Annotated in this window: 22 protein-coding genes; 8 read left to right on the top strand and 14 right to left on the bottom strand. The window is 42.2% G+C overall.

Annotation, left to right across the window (positions count from 1 at the left end; genetic code table 11):
- Nucleotides 1-12: 12 nt before the first annotated feature.
- Nucleotides 13-1,422, bottom strand: coding sequence for an FAD-binding oxidoreductase (locus ACIG3F_RS02555; protein ID WP_396469257.1), 1,410 nt, complete (start codon nt 1,420-1,422; stop codon nt 13-15).
- 354 nt (nt 1,423-1,776) lie between these two features.
- On the opposite strand from ACIG3F_RS02555, the gene serA reads away from it, so the two are divergent.
- A complete protein-coding gene (serA, locus tag ACIG3F_RS02550) occupies nt 1,777-3,009 on the top strand; it encodes a phosphoglycerate dehydrogenase (RefSeq protein ID WP_004281578.1) in 1,233 nt (410 codons plus the stop codon).
- Between the two features lie 125 nt (nt 3,010-3,134).
- On the top strand, nt 3,135-4,001 hold the full coding sequence (locus ACIG3F_RS02545; RefSeq protein WP_396469255.1) for an EamA family transporter: 867 nt from the start codon (nt 3,135-3,137) through the stop codon (nt 3,999-4,001).
- A gap of 53 nt (nt 4,002-4,054) precedes the next feature.
- On the opposite strand, the gene ACIG3F_RS02540 is transcribed toward ACIG3F_RS02545, so the two are convergent.
- On the bottom strand, nt 4,055-5,188 hold the full coding sequence (locus ACIG3F_RS02540; protein ID WP_396469254.1) for a hypothetical protein: 1,134 nt from the start codon (nt 5,186-5,188) through the stop codon (nt 4,055-4,057).
- Nucleotides 5,189-5,552: 364 nt separating this feature from the next.
- Between ACIG3F_RS02540 and ACIG3F_RS02535 the strand changes: the two genes are divergently transcribed.
- The gene (locus ACIG3F_RS02535; RefSeq protein WP_396469253.1) at nt 5,553-6,431 is read left to right on the top strand and encodes an EamA family transporter; all 879 of its coding nucleotides are present in this window, start codon (nt 5,553-5,555) and stop codon (nt 6,429-6,431) included.
- 410 nt (nt 6,432-6,841) lie between these two features.
- Here the strand turns inward: ACIG3F_RS02535 and ACIG3F_RS02530 are convergent, their stop codons facing one another.
- The 3 genes from ACIG3F_RS02530 to truB all read right to left on the bottom strand — a co-directional run bounded on the left by ACIG3F_RS02530 (nt 6,842) and on the right by truB (nt 9,126).
- Nucleotides 6,842-7,309, bottom strand: a complete 468-nt coding sequence (locus ACIG3F_RS02530) for a hemerythrin domain-containing protein (RefSeq protein ID WP_396469252.1) — start codon at nt 7,307-7,309, stop codon at nt 6,842-6,844.
- A gap of 134 nt (nt 7,310-7,443) precedes the next feature.
- Nucleotides 7,444-8,208: a sulfite exporter TauE/SafE family protein gene (locus ACIG3F_RS02525; RefSeq protein WP_396469251.1), complete on the bottom strand. Its 765-nt coding sequence runs from the start codon at nt 8,206-8,208 to the stop codon at nt 7,444-7,446.
- 12 nt (nt 8,209-8,220) lie between these two features.
- Nucleotides 8,221-9,126, bottom strand: a complete 906-nt coding sequence (truB, locus tag ACIG3F_RS02520) for a tRNA pseudouridine(55) synthase TruB (protein WP_396469249.1) — start codon at nt 9,124-9,126, stop codon at nt 8,221-8,223.
- A 170-nt stretch (nt 9,127-9,296) separates the two neighbouring features.
- Here truB and ACIG3F_RS02515 point away from each other — a divergent pair, with 170 nt between their 5' ends.
- From ACIG3F_RS02515 to ACIG3F_RS02495, 5 genes are all read left to right on the top strand, one after another.
- Nucleotides 9,297-10,325: a lipase secretion chaperone gene (locus ACIG3F_RS02515; RefSeq protein WP_396469248.1), complete on the top strand. Its 1,029-nt coding sequence runs from the start codon at nt 9,297-9,299 to the stop codon at nt 10,323-10,325.
- A 389-nt stretch (nt 10,326-10,714) separates the two neighbouring features.
- On the top strand, nt 10,715-11,725 hold the full coding sequence (locus ACIG3F_RS02510) for an esterase/lipase family protein (protein ID WP_396469247.1): 1,011 nt from the start codon (nt 10,715-10,717) through the stop codon (nt 11,723-11,725).
- 85 nt (nt 11,726-11,810) lie between these two features.
- Nucleotides 11,811-12,782 carry an esterase/lipase family protein gene (locus tag ACIG3F_RS02505; protein ID WP_396469246.1) on the top strand — a complete coding sequence of 324 codons (972 nt, stop codon included), beginning with the start codon at nt 11,811-11,813 and terminating at the stop codon, nt 12,780-12,782.
- A 132-nt stretch (nt 12,783-12,914) separates the two neighbouring features.
- Nucleotides 12,915-13,883, top strand: coding sequence for a triacylglycerol lipase (locus ACIG3F_RS02500; protein WP_004281588.1), 969 nt, complete (start codon nt 12,915-12,917; stop codon nt 13,881-13,883).
- A 69-nt stretch (nt 13,884-13,952) separates the two neighbouring features.
- Nucleotides 13,953-14,933, top strand: coding sequence for an esterase/lipase family protein (locus ACIG3F_RS02495; protein ID WP_396469245.1), 981 nt, complete (start codon nt 13,953-13,955; stop codon nt 14,931-14,933).
- 523 nt (nt 14,934-15,456) lie between these two features.
- Here ACIG3F_RS02495 and rplS read toward each other — a convergent pair.
- The 9 genes from rplS to ACIG3F_RS02450 all read right to left on the bottom strand — a co-directional run bounded on the left by rplS (nt 15,457) and on the right by ACIG3F_RS02450 (nt 24,597).
- Nucleotides 15,457-15,831, bottom strand: coding sequence for a 50S ribosomal protein L19 (gene rplS, locus ACIG3F_RS02490; protein ID WP_004281205.1), 375 nt, complete (start codon nt 15,829-15,831; stop codon nt 15,457-15,459).
- A gap of 185 nt (nt 15,832-16,016) precedes the next feature.
- Nucleotides 16,017-16,751, bottom strand: a complete 735-nt coding sequence (trmD, locus tag ACIG3F_RS02485) for a tRNA (guanosine(37)-N1)-methyltransferase TrmD (protein WP_005248311.1) — start codon at nt 16,749-16,751, stop codon at nt 16,017-16,019.
- Nucleotides 16,752-16,779: 28 nt separating this feature from the next.
- The gene (gene rimM / locus ACIG3F_RS02480) at nt 16,780-17,328 is read right to left on the bottom strand and encodes a ribosome maturation factor RimM (RefSeq protein ID WP_044109067.1); all 549 of its coding nucleotides are present in this window, start codon (nt 17,326-17,328) and stop codon (nt 16,780-16,782) included.
- Between the two features lie 30 nt (nt 17,329-17,358).
- Nucleotides 17,359-17,616 carry a 30S ribosomal protein S16 gene (gene rpsP / locus ACIG3F_RS02475; RefSeq protein ID WP_004281198.1) on the bottom strand — a complete coding sequence of 86 codons (258 nt, stop codon included), beginning with the start codon at nt 17,614-17,616 and terminating at the stop codon, nt 17,359-17,361.
- Nucleotides 17,617-17,754: 138 nt separating this feature from the next.
- The gene (locus ACIG3F_RS02470; RefSeq protein ID WP_005248312.1) at nt 17,755-18,189 is read right to left on the bottom strand and encodes a type IV pilin protein; all 435 of its coding nucleotides are present in this window, start codon (nt 18,187-18,189) and stop codon (nt 17,755-17,757) included.
- Nucleotides 18,183-18,818: a type IV pilin protein gene (locus ACIG3F_RS02465; protein ID WP_005248313.1), complete on the bottom strand. Its 636-nt coding sequence runs from the start codon at nt 18,816-18,818 to the stop codon at nt 18,183-18,185. The genes ACIG3F_RS02470 and ACIG3F_RS02465 overlap by 7 nt, the downstream gene beginning before the upstream one ends.
- A gap of 5 nt (nt 18,819-18,823) precedes the next feature.
- Complete coding sequence (locus tag ACIG3F_RS02460; protein WP_396469242.1) at nt 18,824-22,828, bottom strand: hypothetical protein; 4,005 nt, start codon at nt 22,826-22,828, stop codon at nt 18,824-18,826.
- 10 nt (nt 22,829-22,838) lie between these two features.
- Complete coding sequence (locus ACIG3F_RS02455) at nt 22,839-23,597, bottom strand: hypothetical protein (protein ID WP_396469240.1); 759 nt, start codon at nt 23,595-23,597, stop codon at nt 22,839-22,841.
- Nucleotides 23,598-23,607: 10 nt separating this feature from the next.
- Entirely contained in the window at nt 23,608-24,597 is a 990-nt protein-coding gene (locus ACIG3F_RS02450; RefSeq protein ID WP_396469238.1) for a PilW family protein, read from the bottom strand.

Below are 24,597 nucleotides of genomic sequence, written 5' to 3'. Positions count from 1 at the left end.
TTAATTCCCCGATTAAAGATCGAAAAGTTTACCCGGGTTCATAATGCCATTTGGATCAAACACTTTTTTCAGGGCTTTCATATACTCGATTTCTTCAGCTGAACGCGTATATTCAAGATATGGCTTCTTGGTCATGCCCACACCATGTTCCGCAGAAATTGAACCATCATATTTTTTCACGGTATCAAAGACATACTTGTTCACCACCTGACATTTGGCAAAAAATTCATCTTTGCTTAAGTTTTCAGGTTTCAGGATATTCAAGTGCAGGTTACCGTCACCGATATGACCGAACCAGCAGATTTCGAAATCAGGATAGTTCTCGCTCACAATCGCATCGATTTCTTTAATGAATGCAGGAACGTGCGTGATCAGAACTGAAATGTCATTTTTGTATGGAATAAATGGCGCGATTGACTCAGAAATGTCCTCGCGTAAACGCCATAAGCTTTCTACCTGATCCAGGCTTTGGCTCATCACGCCGTCCAGTACCCAACCTTGTTCCATGCAATGCTCGAAGATTTCCATCGCCTTGTCCATAATCGGCTCAAACGGTGCTTCAAACTCAAGCAATACATAAAATGGGCATTCAGTTTCAAATGGACGCTGCACATGACCATTGGCCAAGACTTTCTGCATTGCCAGTTCACCAAAGAACTCAAATGCGGTTAAATCAATTTTCGCCTGAAAAGCATGCAATAACGGCATGATTGCATCAAAGTCAGGCACACCCAGTACCATCACTTGCAGGTCTTGCGGTTGACGTTCAAGCTTGATTTCCGCTTCAGTCACCAGACCCAGCGTGCCTTCACCACCAATAAATAAATGCTGAAGTGCATAACCAGTAGCATTCTTGATCATGCCCTTGTTCAGACGCAATACATCGCCCTTACCCGTCACCACAGTCAGGCCAAGTACCCAGTTACGGGTCATGCCATATTTAATCACTTTAATGCCGCCAGCATTGGTACCGATGTTACCGCCAATCTGCGATGAACCTGCCGAAGCAAAGTCAACTGGGTAATACATGCCCTGCTCTTCAGCATAGTTTTGTAACTGTTCAGTCACCACACCTGCCTGTACGCGCACCATGCGGTCTGCCGGGAAGAATTCCAGAATCTGGTTCATCTTGTCCATGCTGACCACGATCTCGCCATTGGCTGCGACTGCACCTGCAGAAAGACCGGTACGACCACCCGATGGAGTCACTGCAACGTTAAATTGGTTCGCCAATTTCACGATGTCTTGAACTTGCTCAGTGGACGACGGAAAAACGACGACTGACGGGTTTGGATCAAAGTGCTTCGTATGATCGCGACCCCAATTCTGGAGGCTGTCCGTATCGGTTTTAATACGGTTTTCACCCACAATTGCAGTCAATTGGGTCAATAACTCAGGGGTTAAAGCGACTGGAGCATTCATCGTTTGCAGACCTAGCATGATTTAAACAAGAGAGACTTCGCTGGTTCATTTGCACATTTTTTATGCATAAAAACATGGATACAAATCAGGCGAAACATGATTATTAAAGCACCGGATCACGCTGCTTTAAAAGCATGGCGCAATATTATAAGCTATTTTTTGGTGTTTCCTGCGAAAAATGACAATTTTGATAATATACCTTTGAAAATGCAGATTTAAATCAACCATCATGATCATTATTATCAATATATCTTGCCAGAATAGCTGATGTGAGGGTCATCAAGGAAATGTATAAGTGCGCTTTTCCTGTGCTATTATACCGCGACTAAATTTGGCCTTTGTAGCGGAGCCGTAATGAGCCAACATCTATCTCTACCTAAAGATAAAATCCGTTTCTTGTTGTTAGAAGGCGTTCACCAGAATGCAATCGACACTCTAAATGCTGCTGGATATACCAACATCGACTATCGTAAAACTGCGCTTGAGGGTGAAGCGTTGAAAGAAGCGATTAAAGATGCGCACTTCGTCGGTATTCGTTCCCGTACTCAATTGACTGAAGAAGTCTTTGAAGCTGCGAACAAACTGATTGCTGTCGGTTGTTTCTGTATCGGTACCAACCAGGTGAACCTGGACGCTGCAATGCGTCGCGGTATTCCAGTCTTTAACGCACCTTACTCAAATACGCGTTCAGTGGCTGAACTGGTATTGGCAGAAACTATTCTTCTTCTGCGCCGTGTACCTGAAAAATCAACAGATACACATGCAGGTGGCTGGAACAAATCGGCTGTCGGTTCATTCGAAACACGTGGTAAAACTTTAGGTATCGTAGGTTACGGTTCAATCGGTTCACAACTTTCTGTACTGGCTGAAAGCCTGGGCATGAAAGTAACCTACTATGATGCAGTCACAAAACTACCTTTAGGTAATGCACGTCAAGTCGGCTCTATGGGCGAATTACTTGCCAATGCAGATGTGGTTACTCTACACGTTCCGGATCTGCCATCTACTCGTAATTTCTTTGGCAAAGAACAGTTTGCGCAAATGAAAGAAGGTTCAATCTTCCTGAATGCGGCACGTGGTACCTGTGTCGTGATCGAAGACCTGGCAGATGCGATCAAATCTGGTCATATTGCTGGTGCTGCCGTTGACGTATTCCCGAAAGAACCTAAAGCGAACGGTGAAGAATTTGTTTCTCCATTGCGTAACCTGCCAAACGTGATCCTAACTCCGCACGTGGGTGGTTCGACCATGGAAGCGCAAGCGAACATCGGTCTGGAAGTGGCTGAGAAATTTGTCGCTTATTCTGACAAAGGTATGACGCTTTCTGCGGTGAACTTCCCAGAAATCGCATTGCCGTTGACTGAAGGCAAACATCGTTTACTGCACATCCACCAAAATATTCCGGGCGTGTTGTCTAAGATCAACAACCTGTTTGCTGAACAAGGCATCAACATCTCTGGTCAGTCACTGATGACTAAAGGCGATGTCGGCTACCTGGTGATGGATGTAGATGCTGCTGCATCTCATGAAGCACTTGATATGCTTTCGAATGTTGAAGGTACAATCCGCGCACGCGTATTGTTCTAATTCGAGATTTAAAAAACACCACAGCTTTCAAGCTGTGGTGTTTTTGTTTTTTAAGGTTTTTATTTTAAACCTTTTTCAGCTGATGCTGCTCTTCCGCTATTCGAGAAATCGAAACCTATTTAGTCATGCTGAATTTTAAAATTGCACCTATTGTGCAAGCGCCGCTGATTCTGTTAATCGCCATGATCAGCATGCAAAGCAGTGGTTCCTTTGCCAAATATCTGTTCGGTCAGTTTCCCATCCTGACTGTTTCAGCCATGCGTTTGCTTTTGGGCGCTGTGATTTTGGCACTGATTTTTAAAATTTGGCAAATTCATTTCAGACAGATCAAGTGGACGGCCATTATTAGTTATGGCCTTGCTCTGGCTGGTATGAATCTCTTGTTTTATCTATCAATTGATCGTCTGCCACTGGGAATTGCCGTCTCTTTTGAATTCATTGGCCCCTTAAGTGTTGCCCTGTTTTATGCGCGGCAAAAATTCGACTTTGTCTGGGTCGGGCTGGCGATTCTGGGCCTGGTTCTGCTATTCCCTTTTGATCAGGCTGCCCAGACGCTTGACCCGTTCGGGATTGCATTCGCCTTGGGTGCTGGTGCCTGCTGGGCCTTATATATCGTTGCCGGCCAAAGACCTTCAGGCATTTCTGGCAATCATACTGTATGCTTGGGCATGTTTGTCGGCATGCTGGTTTTGATGCCGATTGCGCTCTTTGCAGGCATGCCGGCACATACTTTTGAACCGATGAGTTTGCTGTGTTTTATGGCTTTGGCTGTGTTAGCCAGTGCACTGCCTTTCACTCTAGAAATGATCGCACTGCGTAATTTAAGCGCACTGAGTTTCGGTACCTTGATGAGTTTGGAACCCGCTATTGCCGCACTCTCAGGCCTATTGTTTCTCGGTGAAACCTTGTTGTGGACACAGTGGCTGGCATTGGCCACTATTATCAGTGCTTCGGTAGGCTGTACGGTGACGACCCAAAGACAGAAATCTTGAATAAAAATAAAGGCGCTAGAGCGCCTTTATTTAAGATCACTTATTTTCAAATTTTAACGTGGTGTTGCGTCTTTAATCGCAGTATTTAATACAGTCGCTGCTGTCGCATTATAGCCATCACATCCAGAGGCAAGCTGATCATACATATATTCCGTCCATTTGATCATTAAAGAAGTTACACCTTCTTGTTGATTCAAGTCATCCAAGGCAGCCTGTCTTGATTGAGCAATATAGTCGTCGTGATCAATATGTTCCCCATGTTCCGAGAAATCAACTGAATAAATTCCGCCTTGATATTCGATCGCACCGAAATATTTGTAATATTGCATAGCATCGTCTTTATATTCTGCCTTTTTATATTTCAAGTTAGCCATCGTGCCATCTAGAATAGTTTTTGCCATCTCTTGGACAGACTGCTGTGCCTGCCATTCAGCAAGTGTGCTAAAGCCAGTTTTTACTTCCGGATCAAATTCAATATATTCTTCTTCAGGATGTTCAGCTAGAAGACGGAAACATTTAGATCCATTTGGGAATTTACGGGCCTTTTGCAAATCGACAAAACTGGTTGCAAACTCATTATAGTATTTACGCTCAGCTGTCGTATTATCACTGTTAAAGAAAACTCTGGTCGCGGGATCATCATACATTTTCACCACAGCAATATTGGTACGTTCAGTTAATGCTTTCCCTGATAAGTCATACCACGCTATGTGTCGATGATTGCTGATATTGTTCTCCGGTATCGTCACAGGACGACTTTTAAATTGAGTCGTCGTATTTTCTAATATTTTTTCCAGCTTATAGCCTAATGCTGTACGGGTGCGATCTGCAGGGAACACCCCTTTTGTAGTGACATAAGTTGAGAAGACCATATCTTCTTCAAGATCGTATTCAGTATCAACAGCGCTGTTATCATCCGCATATAATATGCCGTCAGTAATTTTATTTTTATGACTGGCTAATAGAAGTTTTTGCGATTCCATCTCTGATCCATCAATATTCGGTAAGTTGAATTGATAGTTATAGAATTCAGAAATGGTGTCTGATGCGCCATCACCCGGGGTTCCAGGATTGGTCGGTGCCGGTTGACTAGTGACTGGTTCATTATTATCAGAACTATCGGAGCCACCACCACATGCTGCCAGCATGCAGCTCAAAATGGCGCAAGAAAGTATTCTTAATTTCATTATTATCTACCTTAATTATTTGATATTGTTATTTTAATGCCGTCCCGAAACACGGGATCTAAGATGTTTTCATTGTTATTTTAAAGCTACCCCGAATCACGAGGTCTAAGATATTTTAATAAATATAAAAACAAGATCAATTTAAAAATTGATTAATTTGTAACCGCAATTACATAGAAGATTAACTTTGAATTTAAAATCTTTAGGTATTTGATCGGGCCAAAACTTAACTTGATTGAATCAAAATTTAAGTTCGCCTCGGCAAAATATTTCCTTGCCCTACTCATTAAAAATTAACCAGTTTGCTATAATTTCATTTCCCCCTATTTCTCATTTTCACCCGCTCTGGGTAGAAGCTGCTTCCATGCCAAACGCCCAACTCCTTGCTGTATTGTTCATGGTCTTATCCATGACGTCATATCAGATCAGTGCATCTTTTGCCAAACAGCTGTTTAGTGTGCTGGATCCGATTACTGTGACCATTTTAAGGCTGTGCTTTGCAGCAATGATTGTTGGGGTAATGTTCCGTTCCTGGAAAATTATTTCCCGTTTGCCTTTTTTGAAATGGCGGGATTTGCTCTGCTATAGCGCCGCTTTAGGGGTCATGAATATTTTATTCTACCTGTCCCTCGGAAGATTACCGCAGGGAATTGCGGTAGGACTGGAATTTATTGGTCCGCTCGGCCTAGCCCTCATTTCGATTAAACATCGTAGTGACTATATTTGGGTATTAATGGCCATTTTAGGCATTGCGTTAATGGTGCCATGGGGACAGGCCAATAGCAGTAATTTTGACCTATTAGGTGCCGCCTGTGCTGTAGGTGCTGGGTTATGTTGGGCACTGTATATTTTCTTCGGGCAACGTGTGGTGCAGCAAAATATCGGCATGCATGCACTGACCATTGCAATTAGTATTTCAGCTCTGTGTCTGCTTCCAATTGGGATCTATAACAATGCTCCTGCCTTGATAGACACCCAGCATTGGGGCAAGGCGATTATCATTGCGGTTCTGGCCACAGCGATTCCCTATGCGCTGGACTTAAAAGCTTTGCAGCATTTAAACAAGACCAGCTATGGCACCCTGTCCAGCCTGTCTCCGGCCTTGGCTGCACTGACTGGCTTTGTACTATTGGGTGAAAAAATTACGCTTCTTCAGACCGTGGCACTGATCTGTATCATGCTGGCCTCTGTCGGTGTGACCGTACGTGCCGCGCGTCAAGGATCGGCAGAAAAGAATGCCTAAAAGGCTTATTGGAATTTGAACAACTAAATATATCTCATCATTAATCTCTTCACTTTATCCCTTTGAGATAAATACAAAAAAAGAGATGAATGGATAAAAATCCCATATCTCCAGATAAAAAGATGATCAGATGCCCTAGTTGCAATGAAGATATTTTTGATACGCGAGTGTGGCAAGGATGCCACATGTTACCCATCACGACAGGACGTCGTGTATGGGTAACAAAAGACTTTTGCCTACTTTGGGTCTTTCCAAAGTAGGGAGATTGCCTACACAAAAGCATTTAAATTTTTAAGAAAGTGAGGCTGTACAAGCTTCTGAAGCTAAACATGCATAACGATTAACTCAAACATCTAATTTGAGTTATAAATTATGGAAAAGTAGCTAATCAAATGTCAGCTGTTCGATGTTTAGCTTTGTACCAGCATATCTTTTTTCATGTCTTTATAACGCTGGTATTCATTCTTGTACTGCACTGCTAAAGCGGTCTTTTGCTCTTCTCCCAGAATTTTACCAGCTTGCTGAAAGAAACCATGTTCCTCTTCTTTTAAGTGATGATGCACCTTTTCGGAAAGTTTTTTGGCCATGGCAATCCAGCCCGGATTACTCAATTCAGTTGCAGTTAATTCCTCGATCATTTCGTCCATTTCATGATGTTCGGCCAAGGCATGGCGGGTAATATTCAGGCCTGAATCGGTCATCATCAAGGGGATATAAAAATAACGATCTTCCGCAGCCTCATGGGCAAATAATTCATTTTTCAGTTGCTTGAACAGCTCGCGGCGTTCTGCTGTATCCCCGGAAGTCTGTAATAGTTTTTCTGCAAGATCACGCTGAATCTCATGACTCTCTCTTAATGCTTCAAAAATAGTCGTCATTCCGATATTTCTCCGATTGTTTTATTTTTCATATCATTGATTCTAGGAGATTTTCAGAACAGGTTCAGACGCAGTTTATAAAGTGATTTGTTAAGAAACTTTAATATCGAGAATGATTTACATCGGGTTTATATCTATATAAACATCTGGTATGCCATTCGGAAAATCAGCAGACTGACCAGAATCAGGAATAAAATCCGGATAAAGCCACTGCCATATTTAAATGCCAAACGCACCCCTACCAAGGAACCACAAATATTGGCCATCGCCATCATTGCCCCGACCATAAACAGCACATTACCACTGGGGATAAAAAAACTTAAGGCGGCCAGGTTGGTGGTGAAATTGGCAATTTTCGATAAGGCAGATGCATGCAGGAAGTCGACGCTTAAATAGCGAATAAAAAAGAAAATAAAAAAACTGCCAGTGCCCGGACCAAAGATACCATCATAAAAGCCTATCGCCAGACTGCCCAAAGCGGCCAGAATCAGCATTTTCCGATTCAGTTTTTGTTCGGTATGTACCTGGCCGAACTGTTTTTTCATCAAGGTATAGATGGCGATCACGATCAACATGACCAGCACAAAAGGCTTAAGAATCTCGACTGGAATTAGCGTAACGCTGGCTGCACCAATAAAAGAACTGACAAAACTACACAGTGCAATCACGCCCAAGAGCAACCAGGGCAGTTTTACCTGACGCAGATAGGAAAATGCCGCAGAAGCGGTGCCACAAATGGAGGCGAGTTTATTGGTGCCAAAGACCGTAGCAGGCTGTAAATAAGGTAAACTCCCCATAATTGCCGGGATCTGGATCAGACCACCACCGCCCACGGCAGCGTCAATCGCCCCTGCAAAAAATGCAAAGACAACCAGACTGATGATGATCTCAATTTCCATATATTGACTCGATTAGAGGTTCAGGACACGTTTAGGTACCAGACGTTTTTTGTCGGTAATTTCAGCCAGCCCCAGACATTTCTCACCATCAAAAACCAGCACCTGTTCAGCTGCTTCATGTTCGATATTGCTTTCCATGCCGCGGCTAAAATATTCTGCACGACTTTCGGGTACCTGCACTTTTGGAAAATGATCAACCGGTGCATAGGCCGGCAACAACAGTGCATCACGCTCTGCTTCGCTCAGGCTTTCCAGATATTCAATGGTATAACTCGGAATCAAATCAAAATGGCCGGTTTTGATGCGGTGCAGATAAGTCAGATGGCCATAAGTTCCCAGTGCTTTAGCAATATCTTCACCCAATACCCGGATATAAGTGCCTTTAGAACAGGTAATATCCAGCGTGATACTGTTCTCCGTAAAGGATAAAAGTTCAATCGCTAAAATCGTAATCGGACGTGCTTCACGTTCAATCTCGATACCTTTGCGCGCCAGTTCGTATAAAGGACGGCCTTCTTTTTTCAAGGCAGAATACATCGGCGGCACTTGCTGGATATCCCCGATAAACTGTGCCAATGTGTCCTGAATCAAGGCTTCCGAGAGTTCAGGAACCGCTTTTTCCAAGAGCACCTCACCTTCCACATCGCCCGTGGTGGTGCTATGCCCCAAAAATACGGTCGTCTGATAACGCTTGACCGAATCTAATAAATAATGCGAAAACTTGGTCGCCTCCCCCAAACACACAGGCAATAAACCGGATGCCAGCGGATCCAGCGCACCAGTATGGCCGGCTTTTTGTGCACGGTACAACCAGCGGACTCTTTGCAATGCGGCATTAGAACTGATACCCAAAGGCTTATTGAGCAGGAAGACACCACTGAGATGACGACGCTGAATTTTAGGAGATGATGCTTTCATGGCAAAAAATCAGACATTTTATAAATTGGCGCCATGGTAAAACCCTGCGAGATGATTTACAACTTTTCTGTAGTCTCTAATGATTTTTATGGCATATTGAGCCGGCTTTAATATCTAAAAGCTTGAACATCTAAAAATAATGAAATAACGAGAAAATAGGTGCATAGGATATGCAGAAATATAAAATATGGATCATTCTGGCGTTGCTGGTGCTGTGTATTCTCACATTGATCTTATGGCTGTCTCCAAAAGAAAATACCCAGGCGGATACCGGGACAAAAATGCCTTTAACTGAAACTCAGGCAGAACAAACCGCACTCTTGGTCAATGGCCCTGCCAATGCAGCTTTCCCCAGTGCCAGCCAGCAAGATACCGAAATTAATTGTCAGATGCAGCTAGACGCCAGCAACCGTCTGATTGTGAATGAACAGACCCGCAACTGTTTTGAATATTTTATTACCCAGTTCGGTGAAAAAAATCTGCAGCAGATCCAACAGGATTTTAAAGCCTATATTCGCCAGAATCATAAAGAGCCTGCACTCTCGCAAATTCTGGATTTATGGGATCGTTATCTCCAGTACCGTCAGGGCTTGGGCCAGCTCACTGCACCGGCCGGGCTAAATCAGGAAGATCCTGCCTATTATCGCAGTATCTATAACAGTACCCAGAATTTGCGCCAACAATACTTTTCCAAGTATGAAATTGAGGGCTTGTTCGGCACAGAAGATGCCTATCATGAATATACCCTGGACCGGATGAGCGTACTGGCAGACAAAAGCTTAACGGAGACTGAAAAAGCGCAAAAGCTCAAAGCACTGTTTCAGCAGCTCCCGCAGGACTGGCAGGAAAATCTGGAACAACTGAATAAACTGGAAGATTTGCGCAAACTTACCGCAGATATTAAAGCTCGTGGCGGTTCCCGTGATGAAATCCGGCAGATGCGGATGAATCTGGTCGGTGCTGAAGCGACACAACGTCTGGAACAACTGGATGTACAACGCAGCGACTGGAAAAACCGGGTGACTGGCTATTTAGATGAACGGGATCAGATTACCCAGTCCGGCATGTCCGATACCGCCAAACAGCAAGCCATTGCCCAGCTGCGTAGCAAGCATTTCAATACACCGCAAGAACAACTCCGGGTAGAAACCTTTGAACAGGTTCATGATCAGGGAGCCAAGCTGCCCTTTGCTGAATAAGCCCAAAAGCCATCACCTGTTGATGGCTTTTTTATAAATGCCCTTTTGATAACTTTATATTTTTTCTCAAAATGATCTTTTGTAGTTGTTTCCAAATATTTCGCACTTACACAAAACAACTTAGACAAATTTTAATTATTTCAAAGACTTTTTATTTAAATACATCTGTTAATAAAACATATATTTACAATGTAAATCCCTCCTGTCCTGCATGTCCCCAAATGACATGGTTTTAGACCTCTGAAGTGAAAAAATACCGCTTCTTCAAAAGAAAAATTGCTCAGCCACTGAAGGCCGAAACTGTATTTTCATCGTCTGATTTGTGGCTTGCAACACTATACAAAAAGCAATGATTGCTTGAATAACGATAAAATTAAAAAGGGACAGCTATGCATACTTTCAGCAAGACAGCCCAGTTACTGACTGTGGCTTTAGCGACAACTCTAGGATTCAGTTTTTCTGCACACACTCAGGCGGCAGCGAGTGCAACACAAGTCATCGAAAAGAGCCGGTCTGACTATGCCAAGACCAAATATCCGATCCTGATGGTACATGGCTGGTTAGGCTGGTCACGTATTGGCACCGATAGTATCGGGCTGGATTACTGGTATCAGATTCTGCCAGATATGGCACGTAATGGTTCAACCGTGTTTGCTGCACAATTATCGCCGGCAAATACAACGATGCATCGCGGAGAACAACTAATCCATCAGGTTGAAGAGGTTCTGGCAATTACCGGAAAGCAAAAACTGAACTTGATTGGCCATTCCCATGGTGGACCAACAGTGCTGTATGTTGCAGCGACCCAGCCGCAGTATATCGCCTCTATTACCGGCGTTGCAGGAACCTACCATGGCTCCAAAGTGGCAGATGATATTCAGAACAATAGCCTGACGCGTACCGCCTTTAACATTTTAGGTGATTATATTATTGGTCCATTGATTGCACTGGGTCAGTTTAAGCCTGAACTGGAAATTGATTTTGATGCTTCCATGAAATCCCTAAGCCAGACCGGTTCAAATACTTTTAATGCCACAGTGGCACAGCAGGTGGTCAAAGATGGCGTATTGGCTTCTACAGAAAACTGCAATAAAAATTTAAAACAGAAAGATAGTAAAGGCATTCATTATTATTCATGGACGGGTGTGGCCCAAGCCACCAATGCCCTGGATATTGATACGATCCTGATGCAGCTCGGCCCTTTATCTTATGGCAGTAAAGACAATGATGGCATGGTTTCACGTTGTAGTGCGTTCATGGGCAAGGTGATTCATGACCAGTACAAACTCAATCATACGGACCTGGCCAATATGATGTTTGGTCTGAAAGGCGTGTTTGCACCAGATCCGGTCGCCCTCTACCGCCAGCATGCCAACCGACTCAAATTAGAAGGTTTATAACCCCAGAGTGCCTGTATTTTCAGCTGAAATATAGGCTTTTTTTCTGGTTCTTTTTATTTGACCTATCCGCGATCGGGAAGCTGCAATGAAAAAAATAATATCTTACTTAAGCTTTTTGCTACTGGTTTCCCTATTAACTGGCCCTGTGCAAGCCTCGGCATTACAGGAATATAAAAGCAATTTTGTCCTCTCGAGTTATGCCAAGACAAAATACCCGATGGTCTTTGTTCATGGTTTTGGTCTAGGTTTTAACCGGATTGGAACAGATCACATCGGTTTAGATTATTGGTATCAGATTCCCCAAGACCTGAGCCGGCATGGTGCACGGGTGTTTTCTGCCGAATTGTCTGCTGTTGCGTCCAATGAACTGCGCGGTGAACAGCTCTTGATGCAAATTGATGAAGTACTGGCATTGACTGGTCAGAAGAAAGTCAATCTGATTGGGCATAGCCAAGGTGGCCCAACCATTCAATATATCGAGGGCGTTGCACCACATAAAGCCGCCTCTTTAACCGCCATTGCGGGCGCCATGCAAGGCACACCGGTTTTTGTCAATGCCAGCCAGACACCCCTCCTTGAACCCTTTATTCAGGCCATCGGCACGATTCTGGGCCACAGCATGAATCTGATTACAGCTAACCAGTATCCGGTCAGTATGATCGAAGCACTGGAAGCCATGAACCCAGAGGCGATTCAGGCTTTCAATATGGAATATGGTTCATCTGCTATTCCCATAAACTGTCAGTCTCAGGGCAGCAAACTTACACCCAATGGAATTTACCACTATTCCTGGATGGGCAACCGGCAGGCGACCAATCCACTGGATGCGATTGAGTCTACAGTCGTGACGTTAGGTAGCAGTTTCCTGAAAGGAGAAGCCAATGATGGTGCTCTGCCGCTGTGTAGCGGACGCTATGGCCAAATCATTCGTCAGGATTATGCCTACAATCATTTTGATGAAGTAAACCAGTTTTTCGGCATCTTGGGCCCCTTCGCGCAGGATCCGATCGCCCTGTATCGCCAACATGCCAACCGGCTCAAGCTGCAAGGCTTATAAATCACTTATTTTATGAATAGATCATCTCTATTAATTAAAAAACTTAGGAAACTGAGTCCCTGCTGCAGAGGGGGACTTTAGGCAACCGGATGAGGATCATCCCGTTAAAACAACAAAAGTGAGGAAAATATAATGAAATTCGGAGCATTCATCACTGGCCTGCTGCTGGCGGGTACATGCCTCAGCACTCAGGCATCCACCCAAGCCAGTCAGGTCACAGCAAAAGCCAGTTCACAATATGCCAAGACCCAATACCCGATTGTCTTCGCACATGGTATGGCAGGCTTTATACGAGTCGGTACCGACCAGTTTGGACTGGATTACTGGTACCAGATTTTACCGGATCTGGCGCGTAATGGCGGCAATGTCTGGGCAACACGTGTCTCACCTTTTAACTCATCAGGAATTCGAGGTGAACAACTTTTAGAGCAAGTCAAAGAAATTCAGGCCATTACCGGTGCAGACAAAGTCAATCTGATTGGTCATTCGCATGGCGGCCCAACCATTCGTTATGTTGCAGGTGTGAGACCTGATCTGGTTGCTTCCCTGACTTCCGTCGGTGCTCCACATAAAGGCTCCCCGGTTGCAGACCTGATTCTTCAGGCAGAAGGTACGCCAATACAAGGGCCTTTAGTGGGTGGCATTAATCTGGTGTCTAAAGCTATCACCTGGGCACAAGGGTTGGATCCGAACAGTTTCCCGCATGATTCTCTGGCTGGTGGTCGCAGCCTGACCTTGGCAGGATCCGCTCAATTCAACCAGAAATATCCGCTGGGTATGCCAACCACCGCCTGCGGTGAAGGTAAGGAAAAAGACGGTGATATTCGTCATTATTCATTCACCGGTATAGGTCAAGTCACCAACCCGCTCGATCCTGATTCAGCACTCAAAGTTACAGCCCTACTCATCGATGGCGGCAAGGAAAATGATGGTCTGGTCTCCCGCTGTAGTGCCAAATTCGGTAAAACCATTCGGGATAACTACAACTGGAACCACCTGGATGAAGTGAACCAGTTACTCGGATTAAAAAATGTCTTTGCTCCAGACCCAGTCGATGTTTATCGGCAACATGCCAACCGGCTCAAATTGCAAGGCCTGTAATTCAACCTCATCCCTGTCATTACAATGTGCAGGGATTTTTTAATTTTTAAACCGCCAAAATGGAACTTTATGAAAATTAAAACGCATTTTATAACCTTATGCTGCGCATTATTTACGGGCCAATATGTACAGGCTTCCAATTTACAGCAAGCAGAATCCAGATTTGTCGTGTCCAATTATGCAAAAACACAATACCCGATTGTATTTGCACATGGCATGGTCGGCTTTAATCGCATTGGTTTCGATGCCTTGGGCATGGATTATTGGTATCAAATTTTGCCAGATTTAGCCCGTAATGGTTCAACTGCGTTTGCCACCCGCATCTCACCTTTCAATTCCAGCGAAATCAGAGGTGAACAATATGTAGAGCAACTCAAAGAAGTCATGGCAATCACGGGCGCCAAAAAACTGAATTTAATTGGTCATAGTCATGGTGCACATAGCGTGCGTTATGCAGCCGGGGTGATGCCGCAACATGTAGCCTCAGTGATGGCTGTGGGCGGCGCCAACCAAGGGACGATTGTCGCTTCTGATGTTATGCGACTTGCCAATCAGACCAGAACATCTGAAGTGCTCAATACCCTGATCAGCAGTTTTGGTAACGTCATCATGTGGGCACAAGGCTTAGATGGTCAAGCTTTCCCACATAATGCTCTGGCAGCAGGACACAGCACGTCGATTGAAGGGACAGTCGAATTTAACCAGCGTTTTAAACTCGGGCTTTCGCTGAGTCTATGTGGTGAGGGCAAATATAAAGACCAAGGCATTGCGCTGTATTCAATGACGGGCAATCAACCCGTGACCAATCCCCTAGATGTCAGCGATGCCGCCATGAAAGCCTTGGATCTGCTTTCTGCGAGTAAGGCTGGCGCGAATGATGGAATCGTGTCAGTGTGTAGTGCCAAATTTGGTAAAACGATTCGGGATGATTATCCATGGAATCATCTGGATGAAATCAACTTGTTATTTGGCATTAAAGGTACCTTTGCACCTGATCCGGTTGCTGCCTATCGTCAACATGCCAATCGCTTAAAACTGCAAGGTTTATAAAACCACCCAAGCCTCTATTCATTCAGAGGCTTTTCTATCTTATTTTTCGCTAATTTTTTTCTTAAAATTTACTTGTTAATCATGATCAAACTGCATATAAAATATTCATCAAATATAAAAAAATAAGTGTGAAATAAAATAAATGCAGATACGTTCTATAGAAATCAAAAACAAATTTAAAAGAACCTGCCCCTGCTGCAAACGAAAAGTCATTAATCCTTTTCAATTTAAAAAATATGAGCCTTATTATTGCCCCTCTTGTCATCGACATATTATCGCAAATGTATGGATCAGTATTTTACTGGTTATCACACAATGTTTTATTTGCATTCAACTTTTTAATGCAGGATTCCTGTCTTGGGGATATTTTGTATTATTCCTGATGTTTATTCATAAAATTTTCTTGGATATTTTAGATGCTATGATCTTGCCTTTGCAGGAACATTTCGAATAAATCTACATAAAAATTAGGCATAAAAAATGCGCCCAAAGGCGCATTTTTTCACTCGTATAAAACTTAAAATTAAGCTTTAGTTTTACGAGCTGGTAATTTTTCACGAATACGTGCAGCTTTACCAGACAATTCACGTAGGTAGTAAAGTTTAGCACGACGAACGTCACCACGACGTTTCACTTCGATACCAGCAACGATTGGAGAGTGAGTTTGGAATACACGCTCAACGCCAACACCGCTAGAAATTTTACGTACTGTGAACGCAGAGTTCAAACCACGGTTTTTCTTAGCAATTACAACGCCTTCGAACGCCTGTAAACGCTCACGGTCGCCTTCTTTTACTTTAACTTGAACAATAACTGTATCACCTGGTGCAAAAGCAGGGATATTTTGTTTCAATTGTGCGTTTTCAATTACTTGAACTAAAGGATGCTTACCACTCATGGGGTATCTCCAATATGTGCGAGTCAGAAGAGGTCTGATCATCGCTGGGTATAGAGGCTAAAGCGCATACACCCGATTATCTTTCCCTTTATAGTTGACCATCTCAACCATAAAGAGCCTATTAAAGAATACTTAAATGATTTTAAGTACTTGCTTGAAGATAGAAATGATTACTCATCAATATCTTACAAATCTTTTAGCCATTTTTTCTGCTGCTTGGTCAGTTCGACTTTTTCCACCAACTCTGGGCGGCGTTCAAGTGTACGCTGATATCGCTGCAAAAACCGCCATTTTTCAATATTGGCATGATGCCCAGACTTTAACACCTCAGGCACATCCAAACCTTCAAAATGATCTGGCTTGGTATATTGTGGGCAATCTAGAAGACCATCCACAAATGAGTCTTGCACGTGTGACTGCTCATCAGACATCGCACCCGGAAGTCTCCGGATAATACTGTCCAATAAAACCATCGCAGGCAGTTCACCACCCGACAAGACGTAATCTCCAATTGACCATTCCTGATCAACATATTGCTGGATCAAACGTTCATCGACGCCTTCATAACGTCCGCACAGTACGATGATTCCGTCATATTTGACAAAATCCTGTACCGCAGTTTCGTTTAAGGTTTTTCCTTGCGGTGACATATACACCACAGGAACCTGAACTGCACCCGCTTGCTTTGCAAGCTCTTTGGCATGCTGGATTGCTTTTGCCAGAGGCTCAGCCATCATCACCATACCCGGACCACCACCGAATGGACGTTCATCCACCCGTTTATAGTTGCCCGTCGCATAATCGCGAGGATTGATGCAATGAATTTGCATCAACTCACGTTTTGCTGCGCGCCCGCTAATCCCATAGGCTGTAATCGCTTCAAACATTTCAGGAAAAAGCGTAATGACTGCAAAAAACATCGCAGACTCCCGTATTTCCGAAAAATTCTTAGTAGTCTACGCCCCAATTGACGTAGATACGACCAGCTTCAAGATCAACGCGTTGCACCACATCTTTATGCCATGGGATCATTCGCTCTTCGCCGTCGATGCTGTCGGCAGTTGCGCGAACCACCATCACATCGTTAGCACCTGTTTCAAACAGCTCAAAAATTTGACCGAGATTGACTTCTTGTTCCTGATCGTCCAGACCTAACACAGTTAGACCTTTTAAATCAGACCAATAGTACTCATCTACGCCTGCTTGAGGCAGTTGCGATTTAGAGATCCAGACATTGGAGCCAACCAGTTCGTCTGCACCAGTGCGATCACTCACACCTTTAAGCGAAACTACCAGGCCTTTACCATGTGGTTTCCAACGTTTTACATCGACAATTTGCCAACCTGCTTTGGTCTCAATGTACCAAGGCAGATAGTCAAATATGTTGCTCATAGGTTCTGTATTGGAATAGACCCAGAGCCACCCATTTAATCCATATGCTGAACGCAACTGTCCAATCTGAATACGATCTTCGGGAACATTCTGTGTTGGTGTCATGGGCAAGCTACTACCTAATTTATATAAAAATTATGCAGCAACTGCAGCTTTCTTAGCTTGAGCAGCTAAAGAAGCAACACGATCAGAAGGTTGAGCACCTTGAGAAACCCAGTGAGCAAAACGGTCAGCATCTAAACGAAGTTTTTCTGCTTTACCTTGAGCTGTAGGGTTGAAGAAACCGATACGTTCGATGAAACGACCGTCACGTGCATTACGGCTATCAGTCACAATGATTTGATAGAACGGACGTTTTTTAGCACCACCGCGTGCAAGACGAATAACAACCATGATAGAACCTTATAGTTTTTACGGATTATCCTTGTACCGACCATCGATACAGCTCAAACCCCTTTCATAGAGGGCAGTATTTTACTTGAACTTTGCCCTGAATGAAAGATCAAAAAGTGTTTGGCTACAATTTTGGATTTATTTACCATCCCAGTTGGAGTTTGGCGATAATGCACAACTTGATGCTCCTTTCGCCCAGTATTTTTCAGATTTATTATTCAAACACACCCACCCATCACCAGCCTGTAAGGTTCCTGTGATTGGCTTTGCAATTAACGTCCAACTTGTTGTATTAGTTAAAACAGCATCAAAACTTAAACTATACAAAGCAGTACCTTGTTTCGGTGTAACCGCTGATCCATATATTTGAGCAATTGTTGCCCCCGAAAAAGAACCATTCATCCCTTTATAAGCATTCATTCTTTCTGCAATGAACATCATTTCTGATTGGGCTTCTGCTCGATTCATCTTGATTTTATATTGTTGATAAGAGGGATAAGCGATGGCTGCCAATATTGCAATAATTACAACAACAATCATCAATTCAATAAGCGTAAACCCTTGCTTTACCATGATTCAGCTCCATCTCCCTCATTACCACATGAGGTATAACTTACTTTCGTATAATCTTTTTTATTCATACACTTGGCACCCAAGCTATTTAATAAAAGACCATAGTTCTTTTGATCTAAACTTTCTGCTTTTATTGCCCAGCTACTTCCTATAGCAAACATGTCAGACTGTGAGGATTTATCAAAATCAATCTTTTTGTTCAATAAATCCGTTTTAATTTCAGGATCTTTGATGGTACTGGTTACATTCCCCTCTTCATCCTTCTCAAACTCACTGACCGTATAAAAACCAATAATGCTTAATCTATAACTAGGATTAGTCGAATGAATAGGGAGTGAAATTTGCTGTTTAGCCGTATCAAAGTTTGAATTCAAAACACCATCTTTATCTCTATATAAATAACTTGCCTCAAAACCTTTATAACTAAAGTTCTTAGCTTTATGTCGCTCCAATTGCTCAGCAAGCTTTTGCATTTCCTGTTGTGCTTGAGCCAAATGTGAACGTTGTACATAAATCTGATAGCTTGGCAAAGCGATTGCAGCGAGTAACGCCACAATCACCACAACCACCATCAACTCAATTAAGGTAAAACCCAACTGCGACTTGTTTTGTGAAAAAGGAGATTTCATTCTTTTCACTCCTTCGTTGAATAGCGTTCATACCAACGATGTGGAATAAATTTCAACGAACCACCTGCTGGAATAAAACGGTTACCTATAGTAGCACAATCAGCACCTACACATTTCACATTATCTGGATCTGGATCTGGAACAATAATCCCTTTATTCCCTTTAGAGCTAGTCATTGGACCAACGTTTAAACCCACAATACCAGCACCTAAATGATAGGTATATCTAGCCTGTTCAGGGCATACACCTGTCGGTAAGCATAACCGCTGTGTAAAACTATCACCTTTTACACCAGCACCGCATGAAGATGTTGTACCTGTAGCAGATGCATCATACATAGTTACATACAAATTTCCCTCCATTGCAACCAATGGAGTAATTCCTTTTACTATGCCTTCGCTAACTGTAACAGTACTGGCTTCTTTTTGTGCTTCTGTGAAGTTTTTATTAAATGGATAATACCAACCTCCCCAGCCACTTGATGGATCAATTTTTGCACCTTTTGAAGCCGTTGCTGTTTTATTATTAATAATATCCGTCAACAATCTAAGCTTGGTCTTATTAGGAGTTGCTGCAGCTGCTGATTCAGCACTGGTCGCTAGTGTTTTAGCAGCTGTTCGTGTCGCTGGATAGTAAGACCCATTTGGATGAATATCATATTCATACAGCGCATAAACAGCATCATAGCTCAGACCTGTTGAATTTGACTGCCCTGTTGCTGTTGGAGAATCTGATGTAGCCAATAATGGTGAGCTTTTATTCCCTGAGACAAAAGATGCAACGACTATATTACCGCCTTCCAATTTCCCCGCACTGTGATGTGCTGTAAATGTTGGCATATAATAAAAGCGAGGGCTTTTACCATCTGTTTTATGTAAATTCAAAATTTTGGTTACTTGTGAATCAAAAGTAGAGCCCCCAGCATTTTTAAAATCAATACGGAAAGCTTGACCAGCTAAATCCCCAAAATAAATATGATCGACTACACCATCATTAGTTCGATCAATAGTTTTAATTTCACTTACTACACTATATTTAAGGTCTTCATTTTTAACATGATCAATACCATTTTCACCATTAGTAGAGTCTGCATACCAAAGTAAATCACCATTGTTAGCATCAAACATATATACGCCGGAACCACGGCTATCAGTACTACATCTTAAATTACCCGCAGCACATGAAACTTGCGCCTGTTTATAATCATGATATTCATATCCACCATAGCCTGATCGAACACCATTTTCATAAAGACCATCACCCTCTGGACCACCAGCGTCGTAACCGCCGCCTACAAACATAACGAGCTTACGCTCACCTTTCCAGTTAACATAATCCAATTTAGGTTTTGACCAACTTTGACCCATATTGGCCAAGGCATCATAGACTTTTTCTGATAACTGAGGGTTACCATCCTTATCATACGTCAAACGTTTAACACTACTGCTCGCTGGATCAATATGAAACTTAACTTTCGGTTTTGCGACTGAATTGTCCAGGTCTGTTAAGTCAAGGGCATAATAACTCCGACCACCCATTCTTAAACCACCGTAAACCCACTGTTTTCCTTTTAAATTTTCTTTTTCACTAGAGTTAGAGCCTGCAACATCTCTAGCAATACCATCCACAGTAAGTGTACCGTCATTTTTGCTGACATACACCGTATGTGCCGTCCACTCTCCATCTATACCATAATACAGACCTGCCTTACCTTTATTCCAACTCCCTGCACCCACCTTCAGTAATTCATACTGTTTTTCCAGCATCTCTTTTGGTAAAAAGCTAAATTTTTCCTCACCAGAATCTGCATCAACCACATGCAATAAGCCTTGAGTTGTCCCAAACAAAATGTAGTCTTGACGGTCTTCACTATCTACATAGACTCCTCCTGATGCATTACGTTTTGCTACTGCCTTACCACTCTGAGTTAATAGGACTGGCAAAGAGTGTAAACTGCTTCCCATTTGGCGCAAGGCTTCGACTGTAGTTGCATTACTTAGATCATAACCATTTGTAGACTCATTAGCTGGTATTTGATATCCCAATAAGGCCATCAAAGCTCTTACACGCTCAGAATCATCATTTTTTGTCTTAGAGTCAGTTGTATATGCAGGCTTAACCTGAATCAAACTTAGATCTTGAGCAATACGACTATCACTTTCTTTTGTTCCATCATATGAATAGTCTGTATATACATAGCGTGCAGGTTTTTCTTCTTCTAAGCCATATTTTAACTTACCTAATACACCATACTTTTTATAAGTCGATGTACCAGAAGGGTAAGTCATTGTGCTGCCTTTAGACCAAATATCTTTTAAATCTGCAAGAATACTCTTCTTCACAACAACTTTTTTAGTTCCTGCTTCATCAGCAAAAATACCATTATCAACAACATAGTATTTCTTTAAATTACCAAACCACAATTGCTTAACATCAGAGTCTTTCACCTTAGGTTCAAATTGAGGGAAGTATGAATATCCCTGTATAACCTCTGGATTCAAACTGTCTAAAGGAATGGTAGAAGAACCAGTACTAATACTTGGAATATCAACACTTCGATCTTCAATAAAGCGGTTTAAACTCGCAACAATTTGGGCTGAATCAGATGCTTCAGTAAAACCACCTTTACCATAGGTACCGCCATCACTACTATGCAGTCCCCATTGGTAAGCATTTTTTGCATCATTATCAGTTGCGTTAGCCGCATCCTCGAACACATTACCCAAACCAACAACTGCAGTTGCAATTCCTTTTTCTTTATTTAAAGTGGTAATCCTTTTCAATTCTACTGGGTTATTCAGCGTCTTAGCAAATGAACCTATTGCTTCCCAATCTGATTTATAATTTGAATTATCATTTGAACCTTTAGCTGTAAATCCACCACTAAATGCGTAATTCACATTAAGGGCTAATGCTTTTCCCATTAAATTTGCAGTATCTGAGTTTGGATCTGTCTGTGGTTGCCCATCTGTTAAGAAATAAATTCCATCTCCCGTACACTCATTAATTGGTCTCTTATAATTTTTGGAAGCATCCAAAATACCCGCAGGAGCAAGATGGGTACCACTATAAGTTCCCCCTCCTGTTGTAGTTCCTAACAAGTAGGCTGCTGCTTCAGCATATGCTGATGATGTTGGAGTCCCCCCCCTCCCTTTAAAGCTTTCTAACTTAATGAGATCTAAAACTTTTTTACGCTGATCAGACCCTATATCCCCCCATTCTCCAACAGGAATTTTAATCAGCCCTCTCCTATTATCATCTGAAGAGGAACCATAATAAGGATATGTGCCCAGCCCTATATGCACATTAGGTTTAATCCCCGTTTTGGTTGTTTCATTATATAAAGGCATCATTGCTAAATCATAAAGTGCATCTTTTAAACGACTTATTCGATCGTAATATTTTACACTTTCTTGTTTATAATAATATTTATTATCCCCTCTCCCATTCTCTGAAGAAAGTCCAGTAGTTGGGGGGTTCTGAGTAAGTTTAACAGAGCAAACATCATTATTCCTAGTAACACTACCCACCCCTTCCGTACCACAGCGATACCATACAGTTTTCTCCTGATAGCATGGCCCCCAACATCCTCTATCAGAAATTTTTACCCACTCCTTATCCGAGCGATAGTAATAATTTTTAGATGAATTTGCTTTACAATAATTTCTTGTATAGCCACGTACAGCATCCAACTCATCTGTAACAACATTACTTTTTGAATATGAAACATCTGAAGGTAAATCACAACCTGCTTTTTTAATAGCATCTGTAGTATTAGCATCTTTCAAATATTTAGCATCCATACTCCCTGAAGTATCTAACATCATGACAATTACAGCACCCGCTGCTGAACTGCTATTGGAAGTATAAATCTCTATATCACTGGCGAATGATGTTGTACTTTGTGCAATTAGAAATGCAATAGCCCCTGATAATGCACCTAGTTTAAATTTTTGTTGATTTTCTCTCACATCCTGTAGTGGACGTTTTTGAATTTTAATATTTTTCATTCTTCATCTCCTACAAGGATGCTTTTAGTGTTCGTAAGCTGTATTCCATATCTTGAGTACTATATGGAACGTTATTTCTTGCCAAACAATCAGTAACGGTATCGTTATCAGCCAAAGGATCAACAAAGCTGGTGTGATTTTTCAAACAATTATTGACCTGCTGAACACTGGCTGAACTTAAATTTGGAAGTAAAGAGGTTGCCGTAATCACCACGTGCTGAATTCCCGTACTCTTTGAACTTTCTTTGTCATCGCCTTCCATCATGTGTTCCCAATCTCGATCCGTATCTGCTGCACGCACAGTGACTTGAGTCATTACAGCTTGACGACCACTAATAAAATCACCACGAGTTGTTTGACAAAAACCATTTTGTCCCAATTCTGTATTTACAATTTTCTTATTCTGCCAATACACAGAACTGGCAATACGACTCCCAGAAAAGTTATCTGTCACATTACCTCGCACACAAAATACTAATTCTTTACCTTTATTTTCAGGACGTAACGCATAAGCCAACATACCATCACCAATACGCATTTGAGCAAATTGCAAAGCATTACTGGTTTTGTTCTCTAAAGTAAAAAATACTGAATCACTGTTTTGAACCAATAATGAACTTGCCTGCGCATTCGTTGAAATATTTAAAGAAGTAATACTGGAACGAATTGCCCATGTACCCGCAATTGCAATCACAATCAGCATCACCAATACAACAATAAGTACTGAACCATTTTGAGAGCGTCTATGATTTACTTTTAGTACATTCATTTCCCTCTCCTTACTTCGCGATGCCAAAACCATTACGTATCGCAATGGTTTGTGTAACTACATTTCGCATATACAACTTATTTTTGTCATGTGGATTCAATTTCGCTCGGGTATTCAAAACTTGATATTCTTTATCGGCATTAAATAAGTCATTATTTCCCACGGTATTATTCGAGCGAACCAACAACCCTACTTTGACTGCAACAATCTGTGGTTTCTCTGTAGCAGCAAGATTCTTATAATCGGCAATTGAAATTTGACCAAAACAATCCAACTGCCCATCTGCTGCTGCAGCAGCAGAACAAGCCTTATTCATTCCATCTCTTGCAACAACCAACTGAATGCTTAAGTGATCCACTCTAGGAATCATAATTTGTCCATTACCAGACAAATCAATTTCCGTTGGCTCATCTCCTGTATAACTAGCAGCTGTACATGCCAAAACCAATGGTTTATTCGGGTCATTTCTATTGCTATCATTTCTTAAAAAATAACGCTGCACCACATAAGCATCTTTCGTAATTTGGCGACCTTCACAGTCAAATTGATTTCCCATTGAGTTTTTATATTGGATCACCAATTGGTCACTAGCTTGCCCCACTAAGTTAGATGAATTACTTACCGCACCCTCAGACAAAGCATTTTTAAGTGTAATATCTAAAGTTGTAGTAGGTTTACCATCCTCACCATTTTTAAATTTTTGGGTGTAGTTGCGTGCGTCCAACACTATTCCCCCGTGCAGAACCCTGTCATTGATCATCGGCTCAACCGCATTTAAGTTAGCCAAACGTATTTCACGTACAAATGTTTCCAAGCCAAAAAGTGAATCATTCTGCAAATCAGAAAGTGCCTGTTGAGTAGATACACCTTTTTGCCCTGTTAAAGCCAACTGAATAGCAATTGCACTAACAACAAGCCCTAAGCTGAGTGCAATCATTAACTCTAAAAGTGTGAAACCACCTTGTTTAGAATACAAAAACAGCTTTTTATTTAAATTCAT

Source organism: Acinetobacter sp. NPDC052428 (genome assembly GCF_044547685.1).
Classification (GTDB): domain Bacteria; phylum Pseudomonadota; class Gammaproteobacteria; order Pseudomonadales; family Moraxellaceae; genus Acinetobacter; species Acinetobacter lwoffii_G.
Note: the sequence above shows the minus strand (reverse complement) of the source record. Positions and strands in the feature narration are given on the sequence as shown.